At 70.8% G+C, this 26,783-nt stretch carries 23 protein-coding genes and 1 riboswitch; of the genes, 17 read left to right on the plus strand and 6 right to left on the minus strand.

Translation table 11 applies throughout. From position 1 onward, the window contains the following. Positions 1-272 precede the first annotated feature (272 nt). On the minus strand, positions 273-1,709 hold the full coding sequence (locus ACFYYH_RS16520; protein ID WP_388551201.1) for a hypothetical protein: 1,437 nt from the start codon (positions 1,707-1,709) through the stop codon (positions 273-275). 231 nt (positions 1,710-1,940) lie between these two features. Here ACFYYH_RS16520 and ACFYYH_RS16525 point away from each other — a divergent pair, with 231 nt between their 5' ends. Next, positions 1,941-2,951: a carbohydrate kinase family protein gene (locus tag ACFYYH_RS16525; protein WP_388551203.1), complete on the plus strand. Its 1,011-nt coding sequence runs from the start codon at positions 1,941-1,943 to the stop codon at positions 2,949-2,951. Positions 2,952-3,023: 72 nt separating this feature from the next. On the opposite strand, the gene ACFYYH_RS16530 is transcribed toward ACFYYH_RS16525, so the two are convergent. Continuing rightward, complete coding sequence (locus ACFYYH_RS16530; RefSeq protein ID WP_388551205.1) at positions 3,024-4,406, minus strand: cysteine desulfurase/sulfurtransferase TusA family protein; 1,383 nt, start codon at positions 4,404-4,406, stop codon at positions 3,024-3,026. A gap of 304 nt (positions 4,407-4,710) precedes the next feature. Here ACFYYH_RS16530 and coxB point away from each other — a divergent pair, with 304 nt between their 5' ends. From coxB to ACFYYH_RS16550, 4 genes are all read left to right on the plus strand, one after another. After that, positions 4,711-5,673, plus strand: coding sequence for a cytochrome c oxidase subunit II (gene coxB / locus ACFYYH_RS16535; protein WP_388551207.1), 963 nt, complete (start codon positions 4,711-4,713; stop codon positions 5,671-5,673). After that, entirely contained in the window at positions 5,670-7,415 is a 1,746-nt protein-coding gene (ctaD, locus tag ACFYYH_RS16540; RefSeq protein WP_388551209.1) for a cytochrome c oxidase subunit I, read from the plus strand. The genes coxB and ctaD overlap by 4 nt, the downstream gene beginning before the upstream one ends. Next, on the plus strand, positions 7,412-7,810 hold the full coding sequence (locus ACFYYH_RS16545) for a cytochrome c oxidase subunit 4 (RefSeq protein ID WP_388551211.1): 399 nt from the start codon (positions 7,412-7,414) through the stop codon (positions 7,808-7,810). The genes ctaD and ACFYYH_RS16545 overlap by 4 nt, the downstream gene beginning before the upstream one ends. 114 nt (positions 7,811-7,924) lie before the next feature. Beyond that, positions 7,925-9,172: an Ig-like domain-containing protein gene (locus tag ACFYYH_RS16550; RefSeq protein WP_388551212.1), complete on the plus strand. Its 1,248-nt coding sequence runs from the start codon at positions 7,925-7,927 to the stop codon at positions 9,170-9,172. 63 nt (positions 9,173-9,235) lie between these two features. Here the strand turns inward: ACFYYH_RS16550 and ACFYYH_RS16555 are convergent, their stop codons facing one another. After that, positions 9,236-9,637, minus strand: coding sequence for a hypothetical protein (locus tag ACFYYH_RS16555; protein WP_388551214.1), 402 nt, complete (start codon positions 9,635-9,637; stop codon positions 9,236-9,238). 196 nt (positions 9,638-9,833) lie between these two features. Here ACFYYH_RS16555 and ACFYYH_RS16560 point away from each other — a divergent pair, with 196 nt between their 5' ends. From ACFYYH_RS16560 to ACFYYH_RS16585, 6 genes are all read left to right on the plus strand, one after another. Further along, positions 9,834-10,454, plus strand: a complete 621-nt coding sequence (locus tag ACFYYH_RS16560; RefSeq protein ID WP_388551216.1) for a heme-copper oxidase subunit III — start codon at positions 9,834-9,836, stop codon at positions 10,452-10,454. 71 nt (positions 10,455-10,525) lie between these two features. After that, the gene (locus ACFYYH_RS16565; protein WP_388551218.1) at positions 10,526-11,335 is read left to right on the plus strand and encodes a c-type cytochrome; all 810 of its coding nucleotides are present in this window, start codon (positions 10,526-10,528) and stop codon (positions 11,333-11,335) included. After that, a complete protein-coding gene (locus ACFYYH_RS16570; RefSeq protein WP_388551220.1) occupies positions 11,332-12,387 on the plus strand; it encodes a Rieske 2Fe-2S domain-containing protein in 1,056 nt (351 codons plus the stop codon). The genes ACFYYH_RS16565 and ACFYYH_RS16570 overlap by 4 nt, the downstream gene beginning before the upstream one ends. Next, positions 12,384-14,051, plus strand: coding sequence for a cytochrome bc complex cytochrome b subunit (locus ACFYYH_RS16575; RefSeq protein ID WP_388551222.1), 1,668 nt, complete (start codon positions 12,384-12,386; stop codon positions 14,049-14,051). The genes ACFYYH_RS16570 and ACFYYH_RS16575 overlap by 4 nt, the downstream gene beginning before the upstream one ends. A gap of 193 nt (positions 14,052-14,244) precedes the next feature. Further along, on the plus strand, positions 14,245-15,315 hold the full coding sequence (trpD, locus tag ACFYYH_RS16580; protein WP_388551223.1) for an anthranilate phosphoribosyltransferase: 1,071 nt from the start codon (positions 14,245-14,247) through the stop codon (positions 15,313-15,315). Positions 15,316-15,509: 194 nt separating this feature from the next. Continuing rightward, positions 15,510-15,627: riboswitch (SAM riboswitch) on the plus strand. A 209-nt stretch (positions 15,628-15,836) separates the two neighbouring features. Further along, a complete protein-coding gene (locus tag ACFYYH_RS16585; protein ID WP_388551224.1) occupies positions 15,837-17,321 on the plus strand; it encodes an aminotransferase class V-fold PLP-dependent enzyme in 1,485 nt (494 codons plus the stop codon). A gap of 78 nt (positions 17,322-17,399) precedes the next feature. Here the strand turns inward: ACFYYH_RS16585 and ACFYYH_RS16590 are convergent, their stop codons facing one another. Together ACFYYH_RS16590 and ACFYYH_RS16595 are read right to left on the minus strand one after the other, a co-directional pair. Beyond that, on the minus strand, positions 17,400-17,681 hold the full coding sequence (locus ACFYYH_RS16590; RefSeq protein ID WP_388551225.1) for an Lrp/AsnC family transcriptional regulator: 282 nt from the start codon (positions 17,679-17,681) through the stop codon (positions 17,400-17,402). Beyond that, on the minus strand, positions 17,678-18,388 hold the full coding sequence (locus tag ACFYYH_RS16595; RefSeq protein ID WP_388551227.1) for a rhomboid family intramembrane serine protease: 711 nt from the start codon (positions 18,386-18,388) through the stop codon (positions 17,678-17,680). Before ACFYYH_RS16595 ends, ACFYYH_RS16590 begins: the two co-directional genes overlap by 4 nt. A gap of 151 nt (positions 18,389-18,539) precedes the next feature. On the opposite strand from ACFYYH_RS16595, the gene ACFYYH_RS16600 reads away from it, so the two are divergent. From ACFYYH_RS16600 to ACFYYH_RS16620, 5 genes are all read left to right on the plus strand, one after another. Beyond that, a complete protein-coding gene (locus tag ACFYYH_RS16600) occupies positions 18,540-18,782 on the plus strand; it encodes a hypothetical protein (protein ID WP_388551229.1) in 243 nt (80 codons plus the stop codon). Positions 18,783-18,815: 33 nt separating this feature from the next. Beyond that, positions 18,816-20,180 (plus strand): NYN domain-containing protein, encoded by a 1,365-nt coding sequence (locus ACFYYH_RS16605; RefSeq protein ID WP_388551671.1) that lies wholly within the window; start codon positions 18,816-18,818, stop codon positions 20,178-20,180. 321 nt (positions 20,181-20,501) lie between these two features. Next, on the plus strand, positions 20,502-21,524 hold the full coding sequence (locus ACFYYH_RS16610) for an NlpC/P60 family protein (RefSeq protein WP_388551231.1): 1,023 nt from the start codon (positions 20,502-20,504) through the stop codon (positions 21,522-21,524). Between the two features lie 270 nt (positions 21,525-21,794). Continuing rightward, positions 21,795-22,835 carry an NlpC/P60 family protein gene (locus tag ACFYYH_RS16615; protein WP_388551233.1) on the plus strand — a complete coding sequence of 347 codons (1,041 nt, stop codon included), beginning with the start codon at positions 21,795-21,797 and terminating at the stop codon, positions 22,833-22,835. Positions 22,836-22,868: 33 nt separating this feature from the next. Next, positions 22,869-24,128: a hypothetical protein gene (locus tag ACFYYH_RS16620; protein WP_388551235.1), complete on the plus strand. Its 1,260-nt coding sequence runs from the start codon at positions 22,869-22,871 to the stop codon at positions 24,126-24,128. Here the strand turns inward: ACFYYH_RS16620 and ACFYYH_RS16625 are convergent. Then, positions 24,085-25,344: a glycosyltransferase 87 family protein gene (locus ACFYYH_RS16625; protein WP_388551673.1), complete on the minus strand. Its 1,260-nt coding sequence runs from the start codon at positions 25,342-25,344 to the stop codon at positions 24,085-24,087. The two genes, ACFYYH_RS16620 and ACFYYH_RS16625, sit on opposite strands and share 44 nt — an antisense overlap. Positions 25,345-25,461: 117 nt before the next feature. Between ACFYYH_RS16625 and ACFYYH_RS16630 the strand changes: the two genes are divergently transcribed. Beyond that, the gene (locus ACFYYH_RS16630; RefSeq protein WP_388551237.1) at positions 25,462-26,616 is read left to right on the plus strand and encodes a glycosyltransferase family 4 protein; all 1,155 of its coding nucleotides are present in this window, start codon (positions 25,462-25,464) and stop codon (positions 26,614-26,616) included. Positions 26,617-26,783: the final 167 nt, after the last annotated feature.

The raw sequence follows: 26,783 nt of genomic DNA on the forward strand, positions 1-26,783 counted from the left end.
CCGATACGACAAGCGCGGCTACATCTTCCTCGGCACCGCAACAGCGGCAGCCCTCACCATCTGGCTCCGAACATGATCGGCCGGACAAGTCCTAGCCCCGTCGACCGGCCGGCCCGGCCGGACCGGCCGGTCCCGTGAGGGCCCCCGGCACGGTACGGCGCGTGAGCGCCACGGCGGACACAGAAAGGCGGCGGTCCCCCCTCGGGCCCGCCGCCTTTCCTGCGCGTACCCGTACGGGCACGCACGTCTTCCGGCTCGTCGGAGCGGATCACTCAGCCCCGCGGCACCGGTTCACCCGTCACCGCGTCGACCACCCGGCGCTCGCCCAGCGGCTTCTCCAGCGTCACCGTCACGGTCTGCGCCTTGGCCAGGGCGATACAGACCGTGCCGGGAGCGGGGTCCTTGACGGACATCCGCAGCTTGACGGCCGTACCGCTCTCGTCCGCGTGTGCCGTGTACGTCCCGCACACGCCGCCCATGAAGCGGACAGTCAGCGTCCGCCCGTCCCCGCCGTACGACATGAGGCCGGGATCACTCTGCTTCGGCGTCCGCTCCGGCCCGCTCCCCGTCAGGGACTCCTCGGCCACCGCGGGCCTGACGAGCGTGTGTGACGGAGCGCCGCCGCCCGGCACCACCTCGAACAGCCAGGACGGTACGAGCACCCCGCGCCCCTCCACGGTCCGCAGCGCCAGTCCGAAGACCGCCCGGTCGATCTCCACCGGCTTCGCGCCGGCCGGGGGCCGCGGTGTGCACGGGGCCGCCGTCCTCCCGTCCTCCAGCGGCATCGCGGTGGCGCAGTCGACGGCCGGACCGCCCAGGCCGGCGGATGCTTTGTTCAGCTCCTTCAGCGCCTCGTCCGCGCCGATCACCGGATAGGCCGCGCCCGGCTCCGGGACCGTCAACTGACCGGTACCGCGCACCACTTGACCGTCGGCTCCCACATGGATCCCGGTCGACCAGCCGAAGGTGGGCAGGCCGCCGATCACCGGATCCGCGTTCACCACCCGTACCGCGCCCATCAGTTGAGCGGTGTCGAGCGCCGCGTCGCTCTGGCCCAGCGCCGCGAGCACCGGGGCCGCCGCCCGCTTCGCCGCCGCCTCGCTCACGGCATCGCCCTGGGCGGCACCGATGTCACCGGAGTTGGGGCAGCTTCTGCCCTTCAGACAGTTGTCCCCGCCGGCCCCCGGACCGAAGCGGTCGAAGGTCCAGGCCCCCGGCGCCTGCCGGGCGACACGCAGCAGCGGTCCCGAACCGTCCTTGTCCGTACCGACCTTCCAGTACGTGCCGTCGGCGCGCGGCGTGCCCGCCACCCCGAGCGCCTCGGCCAGCCGGGCCACCGCGTCCGCCGCGACCTCTCCGTCCGCCCGGTGGACCCGGGCCGTGGCGGGGCCGTCGGGCAGTTCCCCCGTGGCGCGGTAGACGAATCCGCGCGGATCGGGCTCGCCCGGCGCGACACCGGGCGGCGCCGAGCCGTCAGCCGGTCCCGCCGGGCCGCCGAGAGCGCGTGAGGACGGGGCGCGGTCGCCCCCCGGTGCACCGCTCCCGCCGCGCGCGTCGTCCCCGCCGCTGCCGCCGAAGGCGCTCGTGGCGAAGTACGCGCCACCGCCCCCGGCGATCAGCACCGCCGCCGCCACCGTGGCGACGGCGAGCGGAGAACGCCGCCGACGCGGGCGGTCTGTGCTGTTCCTGGGCCGCTCCGTGCTGGTCACCACTGCTCCCTCGGGCCGTGTGCCGCCGTATGACACCGGTGGGACGGAAGGAAGCGGCATGCGGTTCCCCCGCGCGGAGCGTGGGCTCCCTCCTCCGCCGACAACGCCGCGAGGCGCGGTGCCGGGGCACGCGAGCCCGGCAAGATCCGAACGAGAGGCCCTAGGTGGGGCGCCCCCCGACCCGGTAGCGTGAACCGTCAACCGTTCTCCTTCATCAGGAGCGTTCACGCCGTGCGAATCGCAGTCACCGGCTCCATCGCCACCGACCATCTGATGACCTTCCCGGGCCGCTTCGCCGACCAGTTCGTCGCCGAGCAGCTCCACACGGTCTCCCTCTCCTTCCTCGTCGACGACCTCGAGGTGCGCCGGGGAGGTGTCGGGGCGAACATCTGCTTCGGCATGGGCCAGCTCGGTGCCCGTCCTCTCCTGGTCGGCGCGGCCGGCTCGGACTTCGACGAGTACCGCGCGTGGCTCGACCGCCATGGAGTCGACACGGCCTCGGTCCGGATCTCCGAGGTCCTGCACACGGCCCGGTTCGTCTGCACCACGGACGCCGACCACAACCAGATCGGCTCCTTCTACGCGGGCGCGATGAGCGAGGCCCGCCAGATCGAGCTGAAGAAGGTCGCCGACCGGGTCGGCGGACTCGACCTGGTGCTGATCGGCGCGGACGACCCCGAGGGCATGCTCCGCCACACCGAGGAGTGCCGTACCCGCTCAATCCCCTTCGCGGCCGACTTCTCCCAGCAGATCGCCCGTATGGAGGGCGACGAGATCCGCACGCTGCTGGACGGCGCGACCTATCTCTTCTCCAACGAGTACGAGAAGGGGCTCATCGAGTCCAAGACCGGCTGGAGCGACGCCGAGATCCTCTCCCGGGTCGGCCACCGGGTGACCACCCTCGGCAAGCAGGGCGTCCGGATCGACCGTGTCGGCGAGGAGCCGATCGTCGTCGGCTGCCCGGAGGAGGAGACCAAGGCCGACCCGACGGGCGTCGGCGACGCCTTCCGCGCCGGTTTCCTCTCCGGTCTCTCCTGGGGTGTCGGGCTGGAGCGCGCGGCCCAGGTCGGCTGCATGCTCGCCACGCTGGTCATCGAGACCGTCGGCACGCAGGAGTACACCCTGCGCAGGAACCACTTCATGGAGCGCTTCACCAAGGCGTACGGCCATGACGCGGCGGCCGAGGTCCAGGCCCACCTCCCCGAGACGGCCGCGCCCGTCGACACGACGCCCGCGCCGTAGCCGACTGACGGGACCGGATGGGACGGGGCCGGGCAGGGCCCGGCTGTCACGTCCCGGCCCGGCTGTCACGTTCTAGGAGATCCGGCGGACCACATAGGCGACACCGTGGTCCGCCGGCCGCTCACCCAGATACTCCTGGCCGCGCATCCCGCACCACGCCGGGATGTCCAGCCGCGCCGCCTCGTCGTCGGACAGGACCGTCACCGTCCCGCCCACCGGCACCTCACCGAAGACCTTGGCCAGCTCGATCACCGGGATCGGACACCGTCGGCCGAGCGCGTCCACGACCAGCGCCGGTGTACCGCCCGGCCCGGCCGGGGAGACCGGGGCGCCGAGCCGCTCGCGCACCCCCGACACCACCCCGGGCAGCACCTCCAGGAACCGGTCCACCTCCGCCTCCGGCGTACCGAGGGGGAGCGAGACCCGGACATTCCCCTCCGACAGCACCCCCATCGCCCGCAGCACATGGCTCGGGGTCAGGGTGCTGCTCGTACAGGACGAGCCGGAGGAGACCGAGAAGTCCGCCCGGTCCAGCTCGTGCAGCAGCGCCTCCCCGTCGACATAGAGACAGGAGAAGGTGACGAGATGGGGGAGCCGGTGCTCCGGATCGCCCACCACCTCGACATCCGGCACGAGCGCGGGCACCCGCGCCCTGATCCGGTCCACCAGCGCCCGCAGCCGCACCGCCTCGTCGGCCGCCTCCGCGCGCACCGCCCGCAGCGAGGCCGCCGCCGCCACGATCGCCGGGATGTTCTGGAAGCCCGGCGCACGCCCCGACTCCCGTTCGTCGGCGGGACCCTGCGGGGCGAACCGCACCCCCTTGCGTACGGCCAGCAGCCCCACCCCCGCCGGACCGCCCCACTTGTGCGCGCTCGCCGTCAGCAGTGACCAGCCGCCCTCGACCGGGCCCCAGCCCAGCGACTGCGCCGCGTCCACCAGCAGCGGGACCCCCCGGCTCCGGCACGCCTCGGCCACCGCGGCCACCGGCTGCTCCGTACCCACCTCGTGGTTGGCGGACTGGAGACAGGCCAGCGCGGTGTCCTCGCGCAGGGCCCCGGCGTACTCCTGGGGCGCCACCGCTCCGTAGCGGTCCACCGGCACCTCGGTCACCGCGCCACCCGTCGCCGCCTCATGGGCCGACGCGGCGTGCAGCACCGAGGAGTGCTCCACCGCGGAGACCAGGAGATGACGGCCGGCCCGCCGCCTGCCGGAGAGCGCGCCGGCGATGCCGGAATGCACCGCGGACGTTCCCGAAGGAGTGAAGGTCAGCTCGTCGGGACGGCAGCCGACCGCCTCCGCGGCGGCCTCCCGCGCCGCGTCCAGCAGCAGTACGGCCCGCCGACCCTCGCGGTAGAGCCGGGCGGGGTCCGCCCACCCCTCGTCGAGGGAGGCCTGGAGGGCCTGCCGGGCCACGGGATGCAGGGGAGCGGAGGACGCGACGTCGAAGTAGGACACACCCCCACGCTAGGGTCTTTCGTTCGGATCTGGCTGAGCCGGGGGGCGGTGCCGGGGCACACGAGCCCAGCACGATCCGGACGAGAGGCCCTGAGGGGGCGCCCGAAGGGGCCCGGAGGCAGGCATTCCACCCCTTCGGGGTGCGGGGCGGCGCGTTGGGCACCCTCCCCGCACGGCCCCAAAACGAGTCCAGTAGGGTTTGGTCCGCATAAACATCCAAACCCCTGCCCGCGTCAGGGCCGGCGACCGACCAGCGAGACGGCCGCGGGCGGCCGCGCGGGCGAGACTCTCGGGAAGGCGCTACGTGAGTCCCAACGGCTCCGACCGCTCGTCGCGGCGCCCGATGCGGCGGAAGCTGCCGCAGGTGCTGACTGCGGGCCTGATCCTCGCGACCGCCACCGGTTGCACATACAAGGACTTCCCCCGCCTCGGAATGCCCACCCCCGTCACGGAAGAGGCCCCCAGAATCCTCTCCCTCTGGCAGGGCTCGTGGGCGGCAGCGCTCGTCACGGGCATCCTGGTATGGGGTCTGATCCTGTGGAGCGTCATCTTCCACCGGCGCAGCCGCACCAAGGTGGAAGTCCCTCCGCAGACCCGGTACAACATGCCCATCGAGGCGCTGTACACCGTGGTCCCGCTCATCATCGTCTCGGTGCTCTTCTACTTCACCGCGCGTGATGAGTCGAAGCTCCTCTCCCTCTCGGAGAAGCCGGCCCACACCGTGAACGTGGTCGGCTACCAGTGGAGCTGGGGCTTCAACTACGTCGAGGACGTGGACGGGAACCCGTCGACGGGGACCACGGTCCCCAAGGAACTCGACGCCATTCCCCACCGGTTCACGGAGCAGTTCCCCAAGGGTGCCGAGGGCGTCTACGACGCCGGTGTCCCGGGTCAGCGCAACCCCCAGACCGGCAACCCGGGTCCGACCCTGTGGCTGCCCAAGGGGGAGAAGGTCCGGTTCATCCTGACATCGCGTGATGTCATCCACTCCTTCTGGGTGGTGCCGTTCCTGATGAAGCAGGACGTCATCCCGGGGCACACCAACTCCTTCGAGGTGACTCCGAACCAGGAGGGCACCTTCCTGGGCAAGTGCGCCGAGCTGTGCGGCGTCGACCACTCGCGGATGCTCTTCAACGTCAAGGTGGTCTCTCCGGAGCGCTACCGGCAGCACCTGGAAGAGCTGGCCGAGAAGGGCCAGAACGGCTACATCCCGTCGGGCATCGCGCAGACGGATCCGGCCAAGAACGCGGAGACGAACAAACTGTGAGCATCCTCAACGAACCCCAGGGTGCCGCCGCCGCAGCAGAGGACTCGTACGAGAACGAGCTGCCGGTACGGCGCAAGCAGCCGGGCAATGTCGTCGTGAAGTGGCTGACCACCACCGATCACAAGACGATCGGCACGATGTACCTGGTCACGTCGTTCGTGTTCTTCTGCATCGGCGGTCTGATGGCGCTCTTCATGCGCGCCGAGCTGGCCCGTCCCGGCACGCAGATCATGTCGAACGAGCAGTTCAACCAGGCGTTCACGATGCATGGCACGATCATGCTGCTGATGTTCGCGACGCCGCTGTTCGCCGGATTCGCCAACTGGATCATGCCGCTCCAGATCGGTGCGCCCGATGTGGCGTTCCCGCGGCTGAACATGTTCGCGTACTGGCTGTACCTCTTCGGCTCGATCATCGCCGTGAGCGGCTTCCTCACCCCGCAGGGCGCCGCCGACTTCGGCTGGTTCGCCTACTCCCCGCTGTCGGACGCGGTCCGTTCACCGGGTGTCGGCGCCGACCTGTGGATCATGGGTCTGGCCTTCTCCGGCTTCGGTACGATCCTCGGCTCGGTCAACTTCATCACCACGATCATCTGCATGCGCGCCCCCGGCATGACGATGTTCCGGATGCCGATCTTCACCTGGAACGTGCTGCTGACCGGTGTGCTGGTCCTGCTGGCCTTCCCCGTGCTGGCCGCCGCGCTCTTCGCCCTGGAGGCGGACCGCAAGTTCGGTGCGCACATCTTCGACTCGGCCAACGGCGGAGCCCTGCTCTGGCAGCACCTCTTCTGGTTCTTCGGCCATCCAGAGGTGTACATCATCGCCTTGCCGTTCTTCGGCATCGTCTCCGAAGTGATCCCGGTCTTCAGCCGCAAGCCGATGTTCGGCTACATCGGTCTGGTGGGCGCGACCATCGCGATCGCGGGTCTCTCCGTGACCGTGTGGGCGCACCACATGTATGTGACCGGCGGTGTGCTGCTGCCGTTCTTCTCGTTCATGACCTTCCTGATCGCGGTACCGACCGGGGTGAAGTTCTTCAACTGGATCGGCACCATGTGGAAGGGCTCACTGTCCTTCGAGACACCGATGCTCTGGACGATCGGCTTCCTGGTCACCTTCACCTTCGGTGGTCTGACCGGTGTGATCCTCGCGTCGCCGCCGATGGACTTCCACGTCTCCGACTCGTACTTCGTGGTCGCGCACTTCCACTACGTCGTCTTCGGCACCGTGGTGTTCGCGATGTTCGCCGGATTCCATTTCTGGTGGCCGAAGTTCACCGGGAAGATGCTGGACGAGCGGCTCGGGAAGATCACCTTCTGGACGCTGTTCATCGGATTCCACGGCACCTTCCTCGTCCAGCACTGGCTGGGCGCCGAGGGAATGCCGCGCCGGTACGCGGACTATCTCGCCTCCGACGGATTCACCGCGCTCAACACCATTTCCACGATCAGCTCGTTCGTCCTCGGTCTGTCGATCCTGCCGTTCCTGTACAACGTCTGGAAGACCGCCAAGTACGGCAAGAAGGTCGAGGTCGACGACCCGTGGGGCTACGGCCGTTCGCTCGAATGGGCGACTTCCTGCCCGCCGCCGCGGCATAACTTCCTCACCCTGCCGAGGATCCGTTCGGAATCCCCGGCATTCGATCTGCACCACCCGGAGATCGCCGCCCTCGACCAGCTCGAGAACGTCGGTCACGGTGCCGGAGCCGGTGTCCTCGCCGGTGGCAAGGAGGCCGGGAAGTGAAGATCCAAGGCAAGATGTTCCTCTGGCTGAGCGTCTTCATCCTCGCCGCCGCCGTGCTGTACGGCGTGTGGTCGAAGGAGCCGGCCGGTACGACCGCGCTGTTCCTGGCCTTCGGCCTGAGCGTCATGATCGGCTTCTACCTGGCCTTCACCGCCCGCCGGGTGGACGCGATGGCCCAGGACAACAAGGAGGCCGATGTCTCGGACGAGGCCGGTGAGGTGGGGTTCTTCGCCCCGCACAGCTGGCAGCCGTTCTCGCTCGGCGTCGGTGGCGCGCTGGCCTTCCTGGGCATCGCGATCGGCTGGTGGCTGCTGTACTTCTCGCTGCCGCTGATCCTGATCGGTCTGTGGGGCTGGGTCTTCGAGTTCTACCGGGGCGAGAACCAGAACCAGTAGGCACCACGGCCGAGCCGTCGATGAGGGGCCCGTCGCACTCCAATGGAGTACGGCGGGCCCCCATTCGTACCTCTCGTCGCGCGCGGAGCGGGAGGACGTTCCTACCGTGTGTTCATGAACCACACGCCACGTCTGCGCGCCGTCCTCACCTGCACTCTGCTGGTCGTGTCCCTTGGGGCGAGCGCGACCGCGTGCAGTGAGGACGGGCCGCACCCGCTCTCCGGGAAGCCGCGCGAAGCCGCCCCGGGGAAGATCGTCTTCAGTACGCCCGCGGGCGCCACCAAGGTCGATCCCAACAAGCCCCTCGAAGTGACCGCCAAGGGCGAGCGGATCACGGACGTCAACGCCGTCGACAAGGCGGGCCACTACCTGGCGGGTGAACTCACCGCCGACGGGCTGCGCTGGCACTCCACGGCACCCCTGGCGGCCGGCTCCCGCTACACCGTCAAGGTCGCGACCGAGGACAAGAAGGGCAAGCCCGGCTCGCGGACACTCACCTTCGACACCATGCCCGCCAAGCGGACCCTGACGGTCGAGTTCGGACCGGAGGAGGGCGAGTACGGAGTGGGCCAGCCCATCACGGCCACGCTCAGCCAGCCGATCACGGACAAGAAGGCCCGGGATGTCATCGAACGGTCGCTGAAGGTCCGTGCCACCCCCGCGGCGGAAGAGGGCTCCTGGCACTGGGTGGACGACGAGGAACTCCACTACCGGCCCAAGGAGTACTGGCCCGCGAACGGCAAGATCAACGCGTACAGCACCCTCCAGGGCGTGAAGATCAGCGACAAGCTGTACGGCGGCGCCGTCAAACCGCTCAAGCTGACCACCGGCGACCGGGTCGAGGCCATCGTCGACGCCAGCGCGCACTACATGACGCTGTTCCGCAACGGGGAAGAGGTCACCAGCATCCCGGTGACCACCGGCAAGCCCGGTTTCTCCACCCGTAACGGCATCAAGGTCATCCTGGGCAAGGAGTACTTCGTACGGATGCGCGGTACGAGCGTCGGCATCGGCGGCGGTGAGGGCTACGACCTCCCCGTGTACTGGGCGACCCGGGTCACCTGGAGCGGTGAGTACGTGCACGCCGCGCCCTGGTCCGTGGGGTCGCAGGGATCCGCGAACGTCAGCCACGGCTGTGTGGGCATGTCCACCGCCAACGCCGCCTGGTTCTTCGAGAACGTGCAGGAGGGCGATCTCGTACAGGTGATCAACAGCGCCGGCGACTACATGGAGGAGTTCGGCAACGGCTTCGGTGACTGGAACGTGGACTGGGAGGACTGGCGCGAGGGCAGCGTCCTCCTGGCCGGGACCCGGGACGGCGCCAGCCCCGCCGACCCGGCCCGTCTCCGGCCCCTGGTCTGACCGCCGCCGGGACCACCCCGGTCCTGCCGCCTCCCGGGCGGCGGGACCGGGCCCGCCCGCGTGTCAGGCGCTGATGGCGAGCCGCCGGCGGAGCAGGGAGGCCAGGGCGTCCGCGAAACCGACCGGTTCGACCGGCAGGGTCACCGCGGCGTCCGCACGGCTCCAGGTGGCCAGCCAGGCGTCCTGAGGGCGCCCCATGAGCAGCAGCACGGGCGGGCAGTCGAAGATCTCGTCCTTGATCTGCCGGCAGACGCCCATCCCGCCCGCGGGAACCGTCTCGCCGTCCAGCACACAGACGTCGATCCCGCCCCGGTCGAGGTGTGCGAGCACGGCGGGCAGGGTGGCGCACTCCAGGAACTCGACGGGCGGCACATCGGAGGCCGGCCGGCGTCCCGCCGCCAGCCGGACCTGCTCGCGGGTGTTCGCGTCGTCGCTGTAGACCAGCACCGTGGCGGTCGGCTGCATTGTTCCTCCGTGACATCAGTGTCTGCGAGGGCTCCAGGGCTCCGTTGCCCTGAACCGATGCGCGGATGCTACTCCGTCGGAGACCATGTCAGCACGGGTACGGACGCCCCTTCACCGCCCCGTTCGAGCTGGGCACATCCCACGGACACACCGAACGGCACCCCCCGGAGTCAGGGCGGGATAAGCGACCGACATAATGTCGGTCGTGGCGACAGCAACGACAGTAGAAACCGGGCACGCGCACCCGTCGGTCAACCGGCCGAACCTCACCAGCGTCGGAACCATTATTTGGCTGAGTTCCGAGCTGATGTTCTTCGCGGCCCTCTTCGCGATGTACTTCACCCTGCGATCGGTGATGGGCGCGGCGCACTGGAAGGAGATGGCGTCGCACCTGAACATCCCGTTCTCGGCGACGAACACCACGATCCTGGTGCTCTCCTCCCTCACCTGCCAGCTCGGTGTCTTCGCCGCCGAGCGGGGCGACGTGAAGAAGCTCCGCTCCTGGTTCGTGATCACGTTCGTGATGGGCGCGATCTTCATCGGCGGTCAGGTCTTCGAGTACACCGAGCTTCTGAAGAAGGACGGCCTCTCGCTGTCCTCCGACCCGTACGGCTCGGTGTTCTACCTGACGACGGGCTTCCACGGTCTGCACGTGACGGGAGGTCTGATCGCGTTCCTGCTGGTTCTGGGCAGGACCTACGCGGCCAAGAGGTTCACCCACGAGCAGGCGACCGCAGCCATCGTCGTGTCCTATTACTGGCACTTCGTCGATGTCGTCTGGATCGGCCTCTTCGCCACGATCTACTTGATCAAGTAGCCGGGTACCGCGCCCGAAGCGCACACAATCCAGAAACACCGACGCAGAAGATCCTGACACCGGGGTAATCCGTGAAAAAGCTCTCCGCACGACGACGCCATCCGCTGGCGGCGGTCGTCGTCCTACTCCTCGCGCTGGCGGCCACCGGGGGGCTGTACGCCGCGTTCGCGCCCGCGAGCAAGGCACAGGCTGACGACACCGCCCAGTCCCTCGCCATCGAGGAGGGCAAGAAGCTCTACTCCGTCGGCTGCGCAAGCTGCCACGGAACCGGCGGTCAGGGCAGCAGCGACGGCCCGCCCCTGGTCGGCGTCGGCTCCGCCGCCGTGGACTTCCAGGTCGGCACCGGCCGTATGCCCGCGCAGCAGCCCGGCGCGCAGGTGCCCAAGAAGCGGGTCATCTACTCGCAGGCCGAGATCGACCAGCTCGCCGCGTACGTCGCGTCCCTCGGCGCCGGTCCGATCACCCCGACCGGGAACCAGTACGACCCCGCCGGCGCGGACATCGCCAAGGGTGGCGACCTGTTCCGCACCAACTGCGCCCAGTGCCACAACTTCACCGGCGAGGGCGGCGCCCTGACGAACGGCAAGAGCGCGCCGAACCTCGAGGGTGTGAGCGCGAAGCACATCTACGAGGCCATGCAGACCGGCCCGCAGAACATGCCTTCGTTCCCGGACTCGACGATGCCGGAGCAGCAGAAGAAGGACATCATCGCGTACATCCAGACGGTGAACGGCGAGAAGTCCGCGAGCCCCGGTGGTCTCAAGCTGGGCGGCCTCGGCCCCGTCAGTGAAGGTCTCTTCGGCTGGATCTTCGGTCTGGGCGTTCTGATCGCAGCCGCCATCTGGGTCGCGGCCCACACCGCTAAGGCCAAGAAGTCATGAGTAGCCAAGAAGAATTTCCAGAGAAGAACCTGCCGAGCGAGCAGGGCGACGCGCACGGCGCGGTCGAGCGCGCGGACGACCCGTTCGCCGACCCGGGACTGCCGGCCCACCGGCCGCGCATACAGGACATCGACGAGCGCGCGGCCAAGCGGTCCGAGCGCACGGTCGCGTTCCTGTTCCTGCTGTCGATGGTGGCGACCGTGGCGTTCATCGCCTCGTTCGTGGCCTTCCCGGTCGGCAAGATCGTCTACATCTTCCCGCTGGGCCATGTCAGCATCCTGCACTTCTCGCTGGGTGTGACCCTGGGCATCGCCCTGTTCTGCATCGGCGCCGGCGCGGTCCACTGGGCCCGGACGCTGATGTCGGACGTGGAGGTCGCGGACGACCGCCACCCGATCGAGGCACCGCCCGAGGTCAAGGCGAAGGTCCTGTCGGACTTCGCGGCCGGCGCGGCGGAGTCCGGCTTCGGCCGGCGCAAGCTGATCCGCAACACGATGTTCGGCGCGATGGCGCTGGTGCCGCTCGCCGGTGTCGTCCTGCTGCGCGATCTCGGTCCGCTGCCCGAGAAGAAGCTCCGCTCCACGCTGTGGGCCAAGGGCAAGCAGCTCATCAACATGAACACCCACCAGCCGCTGCGTCCCGAGGACGTCGTGGTGGGCTCGCTCACCTTCGCCATGCCGGAAGGCCTGGAGGAGCACAGCGAGGACTTCCAGAAGCAGATCGCCAAGGCGGCCCTGATGATCGTCCGGATCCAGCCGGACGAGATCAAGGACAAGCGTGAACTCGACTGGTCCCACGAGGGGATCGTGGCGTTCTCGAAGATCTGCACCCATGTCGGCTGTCCGATCAGCCTGTACGAGCAGCAGACGCACCACGTGCTGTGCCCGTGCCACCAGTCCACCTTCGACCTCTCCGACGGCGCCCGCGTCATCTTCGGCCCGGCCGGTCACGCCCTTCCGCAGCTGCGGATCGGTGTGAACGCCGAGGGCAACCTCGAGGCGCTCGGCGACTTCGACGAGCCCGTCGGTCCTGCCTTCTGGGAGCGCGGATGAGTACCAGCACTGCTACGGACGACAAGAACCGCAGGACACCCGCGGGTGAGCGGGTCGCCGACTGGGCGGACGGCCGGCTGGGGATCTACTCCCTGGCCAAGGCCAACATGCGGAAGATCTTCCCGGACCACTGGTCCTTCATGCTCGGTGAGATCTGCCTCTACAGCTTCATCATCATCATCCTCACCGGTGTGTATCTGACGCTGTTCTTCCACCCGTCGATGAACGAGGTGGTCTACCACGGCAGTTACGTCCCGCTCCAGGGTGTGACGATGTCCGAGGCGTACGCCTCGACGGTGGACATCAGCTTCGATGTCCGCGGCGGTCTGCTGATCCGCCAGATCCACCACTGGGCCGCGCTGATCTTCATCGCGGGCATGCTCGTCCACATGATGCGTGTCTTCTTCACGGGCGCGTTCCGCAAGCCGCGTGAGATCAACTGGCTGTTCGGCTTCCTGCTGCTGGTCCTGGGCATGTTCACCGGTTTCACCGGTTACTCGCTCCCGGACGACCTGCTCTCCGGCACCGGTGTCCGCTTCATGGAGGGCGCGATCCTGTCCGTGCCGGTCGTCGGCACGTACCTCTCGATGTTCCTGTTCGGCGGGGAGTTCCCCGGCGGCGACTTCGTGGCCCGGTTCTACTCGGTCCACATCCTGCTGCTGCCCGGCATCATGCTGGGACTGGTCGTGGCCCATCTGATCCTGGTCTTCTACCACAAGCACACGCAGTTCGCCGGTCCCGGCCGTACGAACAAGAACGTCGTGGGCATGCCGCTGCTGCCGATCTACATGGCCAAGGCCGGAGGCTTCTTCTTCCTGGTCTTCGGACTCATCACGATCGTCTCCGCCATCGCCACGATCAACCCGATCTGGGCGCTGGGCCCCTACCGCGCCGACCAGGTGTCCACCGGAGCCCAGCCCGACTGGTACATGGGCTTCTCCGAGGGGCTCATCCGTGTGATGCCCGGCTGGGAGATCAACTTCCTGGGGCACACCCTGGTCCTGGGTGTCTTCATCCCGCTGGTGATCTTCCCGCTGGTGCTGGTCGCGATCGCGGTCTACCCGTTCATCGAGGGCTGGGTCACCCGCGACAACCGCGAGCACCACATCCTGGACCGCCCGCGCAACGCCCCCACCCGTACGGCGTTCGGTGTGGCCTGGCTGACGTGGTACTTCGTCCTGCTCGTCGGTGGTGGCAACGACCTCTGGGCGACCCACTTCCATCTGTCGATCAACGCGATCACCTGGTTCGTCCGGATCTTCTTCTTCGTCGGACCGGTCATCGCCTTCGTCGTCACCAAGCGGATCTGTCTCGGCCTTCAGCGGCGCGACGCCGAAAAGGTGCTGCACGGACGCGAGTCCGGTGTCATCAAGCGGCTGCCGCACGGTGAGTTCATCGAGGTGCACACCCCGCTGGACCAGGCCGATCTGCACAAGCTGACCGCCCACGACCAGCACAAGCCGGCCGAGATCGGCCCCGAGGTCGACGAGAACGGCGTACGCCGCAAGGTCGGCCCCGCCGAGCGTCTGCGCGTGAAGCTGAGCAAGGGCTACTACGGCGAGGGCAACCAGATCCCCAAGCCGACGGCCGAGGAGTACAACGAGATCGCCGCCGCGCACGGCCACGGGCACGAGGAGATCACGAGCGGCCACAGCAAGCACTGATCCACCCGGCCTCACCAGGTCGCCACCACCGAGGGCCCCGGCCCGGTCCCCCCGCGAGGGGAACCGGCCGGGGCCCTCGGCGTACCGTCCGCACTCCGGGCAACCGTCCTGCCGGCCGGGCGTACGCCGATAGGCTTGCGGCGTGGGCCTCGTACGGTCCGCGTACCCGTCCCGGAACCCACCAGGAGCGAGCATGAGCGCTGTGACCCCCGTCGGAGGCGACACCATGGCGGACCGCACCTGGCCCGGCGTGCTGAACCCGCTGCTGCGCGGCGAGAACCTGGGCGCGCAGGACACGGCGTGGGCCATGGACCGCATCATGAGCGGCGAGGCCACCGACGCGCAGATCGCCGGGTTCGCGGTCGCGCTGCGGGCGAAGGGCGAGACGGTCGAGGAGGTCTCGGGCCTGGTGCGCGCCATGTACGCGCACGCCAACACCATTGAGGTGCCCGGCCGTACGGTCGACATCGTGGGCACGGGCGGCGATCTCGCCAAGACCGTCAATATCTCCACCATGTCGGCGATCGTCGTGGCGGGAACCGGCGCCAAGGTCGTCAAGCACGGCAACCGCGCGGCCTCGTCGGCGAGCGGCGCCTCGGACGTGCTGGAGAAGCTCGGTGTCAATCTGGAGCTGACCCCCCAGCGGGTCGCCGAGGTCGCCGAGGAGGCCGGGATCACCTTCTGCTTCGCGGTGAGGTTCCACCCCGCGCTGCGGTACGCGGCCAAGGCCCGCAAGGAACTCGGCGCGCAGACCACCTTCAACATCCTCGGCCCGCTCACCAACCCGGCGCGGGTACGGGCCCAGGCGGTGGGTGTGGCGGACGCGCGGATGGCGCCGATCGTCGCGGGGGTGCTCGCCGAGCGCGGAAACTCGTCCCTGGTCTTCCGCGGCGACGACGGCCTGGACGAACTGACCACCACCGCGACCTCACGGGTGTGGGTGGTACGGGACGGCAAGGTCACCGAGGAGGCCTTCGACCCCCGGGACGTGGGCCTGGACCTGGTCCCGGTCGAGGCGCTGCGCGGCGCGGACGCGTCGTACAACGCGGAGGTCGCCCGCCGCCTCCTGTCCGGCGAGACCGGCCCCGTACGCGACGCGGTCCTGCTCAACTCGGCGGCGGCGCTGGTGGCCCTGGACCCGACGGACGACCCGCTGGACCTCCAACTCGCGGCGGGCATCGTGCGGGCGGCGGAATCGATCGACTCGGGCGCGGCGAAGCGCACCCTGGAACGCTGGGTAACGGCGAGCTGTAGCGCTCTCTGACGGGCCGACAGCGCCCGGAACGCCAACGCACCCCGGGCGGCCGAGGTGCCCCGGCACCCGAACGGGGCCCACCGGCGTACGGCCGGAGGCCCCGGCACCCGGCACCCGGCACCCGGCACCCGGCACCGCCCACACGTCCCGTATCGCGGACACCTGTTGGGGCGCGCGGCACGCTGTGCCATACTCTCGGGCAAGGTCATGAGTGACAGCGATTAAGGCCCCGGCTCGCTGTCCGGCAACCCTCCGTCCGTGGCGGGGTGCCCCGGGTGAAGACCAGGCCGTGGGCAGCGAGGTCCGCGGCAAGCGCGGACCCCTTGCACCTTGGGGTCCTGGTCCTCAAGGGAGCAGTCTCGTGAGCAAGCGAATGCGCTAGGGCCGTCAGGCGTCAGGCCCCTTCTTCAACGCCTCCGCACGGTGATCTCCGTGCATCGAGGCATTCCCCGCCACCGTCGCGGCTCCGACGCGTGCCGCCGTGCGGGTTCTTGAAGCCGTTCCGACTTGTCCCGCCGGGAGATATCGCCATGTCCGCATACCCGAACGCCACCGCCCCCGCCACCGCGCCCGCGCCCGCCGTCTCCGTCGCGCCCGCCCCCGTCGAGCACGGCGCCCCCGTCGAGCACGGCGCCCCCGTCACGCCCAGCGCGTCCGGCGGGCAGAACGCCTCCGTCGAGCCGCTGCCGGTCCTCGGGCGCGATGTCACCGTTCCGCTCGTCACCGGCGGCGAGGTCACCTACGCCGCGCTCGACTACGCCGCCAGCGCTCCCGCCCTCCAGCGGGTGTGGGACGACGTCGCCGCCTACGCGCCGTACTACGGCAGCGTCCACCGGGGCGCCGGGTATCTCTCGCAGCTCTCCACGGACCTCTTCGAGAACAGCCGCCGCACGGTCGCGGACTTCCTCGGCTGCCGCCCCGACGACCAGGTCGTCTTCACCCGCTCGACGACCGACTCGCTCAATCTGCTCGCCGCGGTGCTGCCGGCCGGCTGTCAGGTGTTCGTCTTCGAGACCGAGCACCATGCCTCCCTGCTGCCCTGGCGGGACGCCCGGGTCAGCTATCTGAACGCGCCCCGTACCCCCGCCGAGGCCGTCGCCACCCTGGAGCGCGCGCTCGCGGGGCGTGACCCCCAGGGCCCGGCGCTGGTGTGTGTGACCGGTGCCTCCAATGTCACCGGTGAGCTGTGGCCGGTGCGGGAGCTGGCCGCCGTCGCGCACGCGCACGGCGCGCGGATCGTGCTCGACGCCGCGCAGCTCGCGCCGCACCACCCCGTGGACATCGCCGCGCTGGACGTCGACTGGGTCGCCTTCTCCGGGCACAAGCTGTACGCGCCCTTCGGCTCCGGGGTGCTCGCGGGCCGCGCCGACTGGCTCCAGGACGCCGAGCCCTATCTCGCGGGCGGTGGCGCCAGCCGCGCGGTGACCCGCCGGAGCGACGGCGGGGTCGAGGTCGCGTGGCACACCACCGCCGCCCGGCACGAGGCCGGATCCCCCAATGTCATCGGGGTGTACGCGATCGCCGCCGCGTGCCGGGCGCTCACCGAGGCGGGCTTCGACACCCTGGTCGCCCGTGAGCAGCGGCTCGTCGCCCGGGTGCGCGCGGGTCTCGCGGAGGTGCCCCAGGTCAGGGTGCTCTCCCTGTTCGGTGACGACGCCCCGCGCGTGGGTGTGCTCTCGTTCGTGGTCGAGGGGTGGAACAGCTCGCACTTCGCCGCCGCGCTCTCCGCGGAGTACGGCATCGGCGTACGGGACGGCCTCTTCTGCGCCCACCCGCTGGTACGGAACCTGCTGGGCACCGACCCGCAGGACCCGGGGGAGTGCGGTGCCCCGGAGGCGGAGCCGGGCGAGCGCTCGCTGAACGCGATCCGGGTCAGCTTCGGCGCGGGGACCCCGGACGAGCACGTGGACCGGTTCGTGCGTGCCGTACGGGAGCTGGTGAGCGAGGGAGCGCGCTGGAACTACCGTACGGAGGACGGCCGTTGTGTCCCGGACCGGGACGGCACCGCGGTCTGACGGGCGCGACGGGCGTGACGGGCGACAGGCGCGACGGGCGTGGCCGGGAGGCGGCCGCAGGTCCTGGCCGGCCAGGACCTACGCGTCGAGTCCGATGGCGAAGGCCGCTTCGAGGTCGTGCTGGGAGTACGTACGGAACGCGACGTGCGTGTCGGTGGCCTCGACGCCCTTGATCTTGCTGATCCGGCCGGGGATCACATCCGCCAGATCGTCGTGCTTGGCCACCCGCACCATGGCGATCAGGTCGTACGTACCGGTCACCGAGAAGACCTCGCTGACGCCGTCGAGCGCGGCGATCGACTCCGCGATCTCGGGGATCCGGTCCACGCTGGTCTTGATGAGCACGATCGCGGTGATCACGGTTGACGTTCTCCCTCGGTGGCCGCGGTGTGGTCTTCCACTCTATCGGTACGCCAGTAGCGCACCCAGGCGTAGAGGAAGCCGGTGCAGAAGCCCACGAGGTGTGCGAGATAGGCGACGCCGGGGCCCGAGCCCGCGCCGCGCGCCGCCAGCCACTGGAGCGCGAACCAGAAGATCAGCACGATCCAGGCGGGGAAGCGCAGCGGCAGGAAGAACAGGAACGGGAAGAGACTGGTGACCCGGGCCTTCGGGAAGAGGTACAGAAAGGCGCCGAGCACCCCTGAGATCGCGCCCGAGGCGCCGACCAGGGTCTGGTCCGAGGCCGCGTTCACCACCGCGTACGCGAAGAGCGCGAGACAGCCGACGGCGAGATAGAAGAACAGGAAGTGCGCCCGGCCCATCCGTTCCTCGGCCATCGCGCCGAAGACGAACAGAAACAGCATGTTGCCCAGCAGATGCAGCCAGCTCCCGTGGACGAAGAGCGCGGTCAGCGGCGTGAACAGGGCGTGCGGGGAGCCGCTCAGCAGCTCGACCGGGATGACGCCCCACCGCTCGAAATAGAGGATCTGCGCGTCGAGGAGCTCCGCACCCCTTCCGTACGCGGGGTTGAAGCCCGACGCCGGACTGAACAGGAAGGCCAGACAGCACAGGCCGATCAGTGTGTGGGTCACCACCGGTCCGTCGGCCGTCGTCCGCGACGTATTCACTGACAGAGCATGGCTTACCGGGAGTGAAGGGTACAGAGTGCCTCGCCGCTCCCTGGGGTGGCCCGGAGGCCGTAGGGTTGCAAGGAGTACATCCGCTGTTCGACGGCGCACCGCGGGCGACAGCGGGCGGGACGACGAAAGAGGACGCACGATGACGACGGTTCCCCTGCCGACGGCCGCCACCCGGTGGCGCTGCACACTGTGCGGCAATCTCACACGTTTCGACGTGACGCGATCGTCGAAGGCCGTCGAGTACGTCCATCTGGACCTGGCGGGGGAGCCGAGGGTCGAGGAGCGCGAGGTGGTCAGTGAGACCATCGAGTCGGTGCGCTGCCGTTGGTGCAACGCGGTGGACCAGATCGAGCTGGTGGACAGGCCGGGCGCCGGTTCCTGAGGGAGCCGCCCGAAAGGGTATGGGGTGACGGATGTGGAGCAGGCCGCAAGCGGTGCCGAGCCGGCCGGTGCGGCCGGCGGTGACGCCGCGGAGGCGCTGGACCGCCCGCTCCCGGACGGGGTACGGCGCAGGGTCGTCGCGCTGGTGTCGGACGCCTTCGGCGGTCTGACGGTCGCCGAACTCCCGGCGCAGTTGCGCCAGTACGCCCGGTTCACCCCGAACAGACGGGCCAAGTTCGCGGGTAACGCCATGGCCGCCGCGCTGGAGAGCGACCCGCTGTTCCGGCAGCGCATCGGGGAGCGCATCAGCCACTCCCAGCCGGAGCTGGCCGGGGCCCTGGAGTCGGGATCGCCGCCCGCCGCCGCGGATCCGGTCGATGTGGCCGCGGCCGCCTATGTGCTCAGGCCCCCCGGATGGGTGAAGTTGGTGGCCGCCGCGGGCGAGGAGGCCCAGCGTGCGGACGCGGAGCGCGCCGACGAGGAGGCCCGCCGCGAACTGGAGCGGCTGCGTGAGGAACTGGCCGTGGCCAGGGCGCTCACCAAGAGCGAGACCGAGCGGCTGCGTACGGAGCTGGAGGCGGCCCGCAAGGAGGCCGAGTCGCTCCACCGCAAACTGCGCAGTGCCCAGAGCGATGTGAAGCGGGGCGAGGCCGCCCTGCGCCGGGTGCACGCGGAGACCGAGACGGTCAGGGCCGAGGCCGCCGCCGCGGTGTCGGCCGCCGAGAGCGAGACCCGCCGGATCAAGGCGCGGCTCGGTGAGGCGGAGTCGGCCGTGGAAGCGAGCCGCAGGGCCGCCCGTGAGGGCCGCTCGGTGGAGGACATGCGGCTGCGGCTGCTGCTGGACACCGTGCTGGAGTCGGCCCAGGGGCTGCGGCGCGAACTGGCCCTGCCGCCCGCCGCGGTCCGGCCGGGGGACACGGTCGACGCGGTCGAGCCCGGCCGTATGTCGCCCAAGGACGTGGCGGCCCGCGCGCTCTCCGAGACCGATCCCGCGCTGCTCGATCAGTTGCTGGCGCTCCCGCAGTCACATCTGATCGTGGACGGTTACAACGTCACCAAGACCGGTTATCCGACGATGCCGCTGGAGAAGCAGCGGCTGCGGCTGCTGGGCGGGCTCGCGATGCTCGCGGCGCAGTCGGGCGCGGAGACCACCTGTGTCTTCGACGGCGCCGAGCTGGCGGCGCCGGTGCTGCTCGCCCCGCCGCGCGGGGTCCGGGTGCTGTTCTCCAAACCGGGCGTCACCGCCGACGAGTTGATCCGTCAGCTCGTCAGGGCCGAGCCGCCCGGCAGGCCGGTGGTGGTGGTCTCCACCGACCGTGAGGTCGCGGACGGGGTGGCGCAGGCCGGCGCGAGGCCCGTGGCGTCCGCCTTGTTGCTGAAGCGGCTTTCGCGTATCTAGTCAACAGGTGGGGTCAATGACCGAATTGGCCCTGCCTTGTGGGATCACTGTGTCAAATGTCCATCACTGTCTGTGTACTGTCTGTAAATTATGCGCGTCGTGATGGGGATTTTCCTCCCCAGGATTTGAACTGATCACAAGAAGGTCACTATGGTCAGGCGTCGAACCTTCGCGCGGTTGATCACCCACCCGGGGTGACAGCGAAGGAACCGCCGATTTCATGCAGTTCAGCCCAGTTGGCAGGGGTACGGGACGCATGGAGCCGGGGCCCTGCGTCCCCCATGGCCCGGTAGGCGGCTGAGGAAGAAGGAGCTCGCCTCCGTGGCGTCCCACCGTCGTCCCAAGCAGCCGAGCCGCGCCCGTGTGACCGTGCTCACCGCGACCGCTGCCGCCGCTGTCGCCCTCACCTCCCAGGCCGCTCAGGCAGATCCCAAGCCGAGCAAGAGCGACGTCAAGGAGAAGGTCAACAAGCTCTACGAGGACGCCGAGAAGGCCACCGAGAAGTACAAGGGCGCCGAGGAGCAGCAGAACAAGCTCGCCAAGCAGGTCGACGCCCTCCAGGACAAGGTCGCCCGTGGTCAGGACGAGCTGAACGAGCTGCGGGACAGCCTCGGTTCGATGGCCAGCGCCCAGTACCGCACCGGTGGCATCGACCCCGCCGTACAGCTCTTCCTCTCCTCCGACCCGGACAGCTACCTGGAGAAGGCGTCCACGCTCGACCAGGTCAGCGCCAAGCAGGCCGAGTCGCTCCAGCAGATCCAGGAGAAGCAGCGGTCCCTCGCGCAGCAGCGCAAGGAGGCCCAGAGCAAGGTCCAGGACCTCGACGACACCCGCAAGGAACTGCGCGCCAAGAAGGACGAGGTCCGCGGGAAGCTCGCCGCCGCGCAGAAGCTGCTCAACACGCTCACCGCGCAGGAGCGCGCCGCGCTGACCGCCGACGAGTCCCGCGCCAACCGCGCCAGCTCCCGCGCAGACCTCGGCAACTCGGTGCCCGCCTCGCAGCGTGCGTCCGCCGCGTTCGCCGCCGCCCAGGGCAAGATCGGCACGCCGTATGTCTACGGCGCCTCGGGCCCCAGCTCCTTCGACTGCTCCGGGCTCACCTCCTGGGCGTACGCCCAGGCCGGTGTCTCCATACCCCGGACCTCCGAGGCCCAGGCCAACGCCGGTACGCGCCTCGGCCAGAGCCAGCTCCAGCAGGGCGACCTGGTCATCTTCTACGGCGACCTGCACCACGTCGGCTTCTACGCGGGCAACGGCCAGGTGCTGCACGCCCCCAAGCCGGGTGCCAGCGTGCGCTACGAGTCGATCAACAACATGCCGTTCCAGTTCGGTGTGCGTATCTGACTTCTCTGACCTCCGCCGCGTCGGGATCCCCACCGGATCCGGACGGTCACACCCGCCCATTCGGGCGAATTCCCGCGCCTCCCGCTGACTCCGCGCCCCGCCGATGACCTGTGGTCTACGGCGGGGCGTCACTTTGTGTGCGCGGGGCGGTCGTTGGCCGCTCCGTGGTCGCCCGGCTACTGTCTGCTCCCGCGGCTCCGGCCAGTGGTCCGCCCGTCGGGCGGCCGGGGGCCGCGTCAGTGCGTTCAGCGGAAGGAAGTGCGGCCTCCTGTGGTGTCCCATCGCCGTTCCTCACACCCCGGCTCCGGGCTCGGTTCGCGCGGCAGCGCGGCGGTGGCCCTGTCCGCCGCCGCGGCGGCCACGGCGGCTGCGGCGCTCGGAGCGGCCCCGGCGGGCGCCGACCCGCGGCAGTCGCCCGAGGCGACCCGGGCCAAGGTCGACCGGCTGTACGAAGAGGCCGAGAAGGCGACCGAGCAGTACAACCGGGCGACCGAGCGGGTGGAGCGGCTGCGCGCGCTCGTGGACCAGGCACAGGACAGCGCGGCGCGCGGCCAGGAGAGCGTCAACCGGATGCGCGGGGCGCTCGGTTCGGTCGCCGGTGCCCAGTACCGCTCCGGCGGTATCGATCCGGCCCTCGCCCTGCTGCTCTCCTCCGACCCCGACAGCTATCTCGACAAGGCCTCCGTCCTGGACCGGGTCGGTGAACGCCAGTCCGGCACCCTGAGGGAGCTCAAGCAGGCCCAGCGAAGGCTGGGACAGGTGCGTATGGAAGCCGCCCACGATCTGACCGAGCTGGAGCGCAGCCGGGCCGTCGTCGCCCGCCACAAGCACACGGTCGAGGGGAAGCTCGCACAGGCCAGGCGGCTGCTGAACTCCCTTCCCGCCTCCGACCGCGAGTCCTACGACCGGGCCTCCCGCTCCGGCCGTGACGGACTGCCGGTGCTCTCCGGCGCCGGGCCGGCCTCCGCGCGGGCCTCCGCCGCGGTCCTCGCCGCCCGGCGCGCGGTGGGCAGGCCCTATGTGTGGGGGGCCAACGGGCCCTCCGGCTTCGACTGTTCGGGGCTCACCCAGTGGTCCTACGCGCAGGCGGGCGTCGGGCTGCCGCGCACCTCCCAGGCGCAGCGGTACGCGGGCCGTCAGGTCTCCCTCTCCGAGGCGCGGCCCGGCGATCTCGTGGCGTACCGCGACGACGCCAGCCATATCGCGATGTACGCGGGCAACGGCCAGGTGATCCACGCCCCGTACCCGGGCGCCTCGGTGCGCTACGACCCGGTCGGCATGATGCCCGTCTCCTCGGTCACACGCGTCTGATCCGCGCCCCGGGCACCCCGTACGATCGGCCGCGTGGCAGGTCGGGCGCGCACGACGGCGGGACGGCACGGTACGCGTCGGCGTGCGGCGGTGCTGTGGCCGGCCGTGCTCCTGCTGGTGCCGCTCTGGGGCTGTACGGCCCCGGCGAAGGCCCCCGACAGCGCCGCCGCGCGGATCGGGGCGACCCTGGACCGCAGGGCCGCGGCCGTCCTGGACCGGGACGAGCGGGCGTATCTCGCGGTCCTCGACCCGGCCGCGACGGCTCTGCGCGCCACCGGCCGGCGTGAGTTCCGTGATCTCGCCGGGGTGCCGCTCGGCTCCTGGGAGTACCGGCTCACCGGGGTGGAACGCTCCGGTGGCCGGGCCACCGTACGCGCCGAGCTGCGCTACGGGCTCGCGGGCTACGACCGTGCTCCGGTGTCCGCGCCGCGTGTGCTGGAGCTGAGGGAGCGCGCGGGGCGCTGGTACGTGACCGCGGACCGGCCCGGCGAGGGCGGCGCCCGGCAGCTCTGGGAGCAGGGCCCGGTACGGGTCGTACGGGGCGAGCGCGCCCTGGTCCTCGGCGTCGGACAGGACGACGCGCGGCTGCGCGCGTTCGCCGCCATGGCCGACCGGGCGGTGCCGGCCGTGGACGACGCCTGGCCGGGCCCCTGGGCCCGCCGGGCGGTTCTGCTCGTCCCCGCCTCGCTGGAGGCCATGGCGGGCCTCCTGGGGGCTCCCGCAGCCGGTTACCGGGGCATCGCGGCGGTCACCACCGGGATCCCCGCGGGCGGCTCCGGCGCCCCGGCGGGCACACCGGCCGACCGGATCGTCGTGAACCCCGAGGCGTACCGCGACCTCGGCGACTTCGGACAGCGGATCGTCCTCACCCACGAGACCACCCATGTGGCGACCCGCGCGGCCACCTCGGCCGCCACCCCCACCTGGCTCTCGGAGGGGTTCGCCGACTGGGTCGCCTACCGGGGGACGGACCGTACGGACGCCGCTGTCGCTCCCGAACTCCAGCGCGCCGTGCGCTCCGGCGACGCCCCCGCCGCGCTGCCCTCCGACGAGGACTTCGCCTTCGGCGCCGACGCGGAGGGGCTGGCCAGGGCGTACGAGGGCGGCTGGCTGGCGTGCGAGCTGATCGCCGAGCGCTGGGGCGAGCGCCGGCTGACCGACTTCTACCGCGCGGTGGGCGCGCACGCCGGGCGCGACGGCGCGGTGGAGAAGGCCCTGCACGATGTCCTGGCCACGACGCCGGAGGACTTCACCGCCCGCTGGCGCGCGTACGCGCGGGAGCGGCTGGGCTGACGCCGGCCGGCGCCGCGCCGTTGCCCGCCCGCCCGGCGGGGCGCGGGACCGTCGCCCGCCAGAGCCGGCGGCACGCGGTGAGGCTCGCGGCGACCAGCAGACCGTTGCGCAGGAAGAGCAGTGTGACGCCCAGCGGATCGCCGCCCACCACATGGGAGAAGAGCAGCGGGAACTCCAGCAGGGTGACCCCCGTCGCGGCCAGCACCAGCCAGGCGGGCAGCGCCATCCGGCTGCTCCGCAGCGTCAGACAGGCGGTGGCCAGCCCGATGAGCCAGAGCATGTACTGGGGGCTGATCACCCGGCTCGTGGCGGTGAACAGCAGCACCGCGGTGAAGCCCGCGTCGCAGACGGTCCCCGGCCCCGGCCCGCGCGCCTTCAGCCGCCAGACCAGCAGCCAGCCGAAGGCCAGGGCGGTCAGCCCCAGCGCGGCCGTGCTGACCAGCGGGACATACGGTCCGACGAACTCCACGGAGCCGTAGTTGAGCAGCACGCTGCCGCTCCAGCCGAAGTGCCGCGCCACCTGGAAGACCAGGGCGCCCAGCGACTCGATCTCGGTGCCCCGGTCCCGCTGGAAGGTGAGAAAGGCCAGCGCGCCGGGCATCGCGACACAGCAGACCACGGTCAGTACGGCCCCGGTGACGGCCGCCGCCGCCCAGGCCCCGCGGGTGACCCGGCCGCGCGGGGTGCCCACCAGCAGCAGTACCGGCCAGACCTTCAGCAGCGCGCCGAACCCGGCGAGCGCGCCCAGCAGCCGCGGGCGGCGCACCCCCGCGAGCAGCGCGGCGACGGCGACCGCCGTCACCATCAGGTCGTAGCGGGCGTACGCGGTCGGGCCCAGCAGCGGCACCCCGGCGATCCACAGCCATACGCCCCGGGGCGACCGGTCCGTGCCCCGGGCGGCCCGCAGGAGCAGCGCGAAGGCCACCGCGTCGCAGAGGAACACCAGCACGAAGAAGGCGGTGGCGTAGCCGAGGAACGGCAGGACGGCGGGCGCGAGGACGGGCAGCGCGGCGGCGGGCGGATACTGCCAGGTCACATCGTCCAGGGGATAGGTGCCCGTCCTCAGCACCTCGTACCAGCCCTGGTAGATCACCGAGACATCGCCGGTGACGTCGGGCCCCGGCACGGAGACGATCTTGAAGACACAGAGCAGCAGAACGGCCCTGGTGAGGGTCCAGGCCGCGACCGGAAGCCCTGTGCCGTGCGTGCCCGCCATGACCACCTCGTCCGCTTCCCGCGCTTCGTGTGCTTCGTTCCCGGTCGCGGGGATCATGATGCCGGGCGGTACCGCGCCCGAGCCATCAGGCAGGGCCGTTGGGTACTGTCGGCGGCGATGCGCAAGACATTGATCGTGACCAACGACTTTCCGCCCCGGCCCGGCGGCATCCAGGCGTTCCTGCACAACATGGCGCTGCGTCTGGACCCCGAGCGGCTGGTGGTCTACGCCTCGACCTGGAAGCGCGGCCGGGAGGGCGCGGAGGCGACGGCCGCCTTCGACGCCGAGCAGCCGTTCACCGTCGTACGGGACCGTACGACGATGCTGCTGCCGACCCCGCGCGTGACCCGGCGGGCGGCCGGACTGCTGCGGGAACACGGCTGTGAGTCGGTGTGGTTCGGCGCGGCGGCGCCGCTCGGGCTGATGGCCCCGGCGCTGCGGAAGGCCGGGGCGCGGCGGCTGGTCGCCACCACACACGGCCATGAGGCCGGCTGGGCGCAGCTTCCCGCCGCACGGCGGCTTCTGCGGCGTATCGGGGAGTCCACGGACACGATCACCTATCTCGGCGAGTACACGCGCTCCCGTATCGCCGGAGCGCTCACCCCCGAGGCGGCGGCGCGCATGGTGCAACTGCCGCCGGGCGTCGACGAGAAGACCTTCCACCCGGGTTCGGGGGGCGCCGCCGTCCGCGAGCGGCTCGGGCTCACGGACCGGCCCGTCGTCGTGTGTGTCTCCCGGCTGGTGCCGCGCAAGGGCCAGGACACACTGATCCGGGCGCTGCCGGCGATCCTGGCGCGGGTGCCGGACGCCGTGCTGCTGATCGTGGGCGGCGGACCGTACGAGAAGGAGCTGCGCGAGCTGGCGGCCGCCACCGGTGTCGCCGCTTCCGTACGCTTCACGGGCGCCGTTCCCTGGGCCGAACTGCCGGCCCACTTCGGCGCGGGCGACGTCTTCGCGATGCCCTGCCGCACCCGGCGCGGCGGCCTGGACGTCGAGGGCCTCGGCATCGTCTATCTGGAGGCGTCGGCCACCGGACTCCCGGTGGTCGCGGGCGACTCGGGAGGCGCGCCGGACGCGGTGCTCGACGGCGGGACGGGCTGGGTGGTCCACGGCGGGCCCCCGGCGGTCGCGGCGGAGGAGTCGGCGGAACGGATCGTCACCCTGCTCCAGGACCCGGAACTGCGCCGGCGGATGGGCGAGCGCGGCCGGGAGTGGGTCGAGGAGAAGTGGCGCTGGGACCAACTGGCCTCGCGTCTGCGCGCGCTGCTCTGATCCCCGCTGCCCCGCCGCCCTGCACCAGCCGCACCCTGCCCCGCCGCACCCTGCCCCCCCGCGCTCTGCACCGCGCCGCCGGACGGCCGTGCGGCCCGGTCCGCGGGGAGCCGCAGGGCCGGGCCGTGGGGCAGGAGTACGGCAGGAGTACGGCCAGGACCGCGGGC

The sequence above is a fragment of the Streptomyces sp. NPDC002018 genome (genome assembly GCF_042890865.1).
Taxonomy (GTDB): domain Bacteria; phylum Actinomycetota; class Actinomycetes; order Streptomycetales; family Streptomycetaceae; genus Streptomyces.

Bases quoted from the DNA above. Each gene is read 5' to 3' on its own strand.
- ACFYYH_RS16560 (WP_388551216.1), top strand. From the start codon at position 9,834: ATGTCGGTCGTGGCGACAGCAACGACAGTAGAAACCGGGCACGCGCAC.
- ACFYYH_RS16600 (WP_388551229.1), top strand. From the start codon at position 18,540: ATGACGACGGTTCCCCTGCCGACGGCCGCCACCCGGTGGCGCTGCACA.
- ACFYYH_RS16575 (WP_388551222.1), top strand. From the start codon at position 12,384: ATGAGTACCAGCACTGCTACGGACGACAAGAACCGCAGGACACCCGCG.
- ACFYYH_RS16550 (WP_388551212.1), top strand. From the start codon at position 7,925: ATGAACCACACGCCACGTCTGCGCGCCGTCCTCACCTGCACTCTGCTG.
- ACFYYH_RS16585 (WP_388551224.1), top strand. From the start codon at position 15,837: ATGTCCGCATACCCGAACGCCACCGCCCCCGCCACCGCGCCCGCGCCC.
- ACFYYH_RS16570 (WP_388551220.1), top strand. From the start codon at position 11,332: ATGAGTAGCCAAGAAGAATTTCCAGAGAAGAACCTGCCGAGCGAGCAG.
- ACFYYH_RS16630 (WP_388551237.1), top strand. From the start codon at position 25,462: ATGCGCAAGACATTGATCGTGACCAACGACTTTCCGCCCCGGCCCGGC.
- ACFYYH_RS16555 (WP_388551214.1), bottom strand. From the start codon at position 9,637: ATGCAGCCGACCGCCACGGTGCTGGTCTACAGCGACGACGCGAACACC.
- trpD (WP_388551223.1), top strand. From the start codon at position 14,245: ATGAGCGCTGTGACCCCCGTCGGAGGCGACACCATGGCGGACCGCACC.
- ACFYYH_RS16625 (WP_388551673.1), bottom strand. From the start codon at position 25,344: ATGGCGGGCACGCACGGCACAGGGCTTCCGGTCGCGGCCTGGACCCTC.